The following is a 970-nucleotide window of genomic DNA, read 5'->3' on the forward strand; positions in this document are numbered from 1 at the left end:
TCCTCACACATTGGGATATGGAAACCATTTGCCACTTCGGGACGATTCAAAGTAATGATAGCCAGATCATCTACGATCTGATATAAGATATGATTCATAGCTTCTCCTTTTCTTTTATAAGGCAATAAAATTGTTTTATTATCAAAGTATACCTTTTTTTGGATAAAGAGGCAAGGAAAAACTAAAGGAAAGTGTCTCAGCTGATTATTTACCCATCATTTATGAGTGTGAGTAAAATTTGACACTCTTACTTTTAAATCGTTATCGCTTTTCAGAATAAGTTAGTGTTTTCTTCTATTATAATAGGAAGTTATTTTCTTCATTGAAAAATGCCCCTCTTTCTGCTATAATCGTATAAAATACTTACTTGAGGAGTCCTTATGAAGGTTGTAAAATTTGGCGGAAGCTCGCTTGCCTCTGCTGGTCAGTTAGAAAAAGTCTTAAATATCGTTAAAAGTGATAAAGAACGCCGTTTTGTAGTCGTTTCTGCACCCGGCAAACGCAATGCTGAAGATACCAAGGTAACTGATGCCTTGATCAAATACTATCGTGACTATGTGGCTGGAAATGACATCAGTGCTAGCCAAAGCTGGATCATTGACCGTTATGCCGCTATGGTTAGTGAACTTGGGTTAAAACCTGCTGTTTTAGAAAAAATCTCTAAAAGCATTCGGGCCTTGGCAACTCTTCCTATAGAGGACAATGAATTTCTCTATGATACCTTCCTAGCGGCTGGAGAAAATAACAATGCCAAACTCATTGCAGCCTACTTTAACCAAAACGGTATCGATGCACGCTATGTTCACCCAAGAGAAGCTGGAATTGTTGTCACAAGTGAACCAGGAAACGCACGCATCATTCCATCTAGTTATGACAAGATTGAAGGCTTGGCTGATAGCAACGAAGTCCTTGTCATCCCTGGTTTCTTTGGTGTGACTAAGGAAAATCAAATCTGTACTTTTTCACGTGG

At 38.4% G+C, this 970-nt stretch carries 1 protein-coding gene and 1 pseudogene; one reads left to right on the forward strand and one right to left on the reverse strand.

Going from position 1 to position 970, the window contains the following annotated elements; translation table 11 throughout:
• Window positions 1-98 (reverse strand): annotated as a pseudogene (locus tag GMD4S_RS13935) (enoyl-CoA hydratase); the annotation flags it as partial.
• Between the two features lie 282 nt (window positions 99-380).
• Between GMD4S_RS13935 and GMD4S_RS09405 the strand changes: the two are divergent.
• Window positions 381-970 (forward strand): amino acid kinase family protein (locus GMD4S_RS09405; RefSeq protein ID WP_000869630.1); only part of this gene is annotated, 590 nt, incomplete at its 3' end.

The organism is Streptococcus sp. GMD4S, assembly GCF_000296955.1.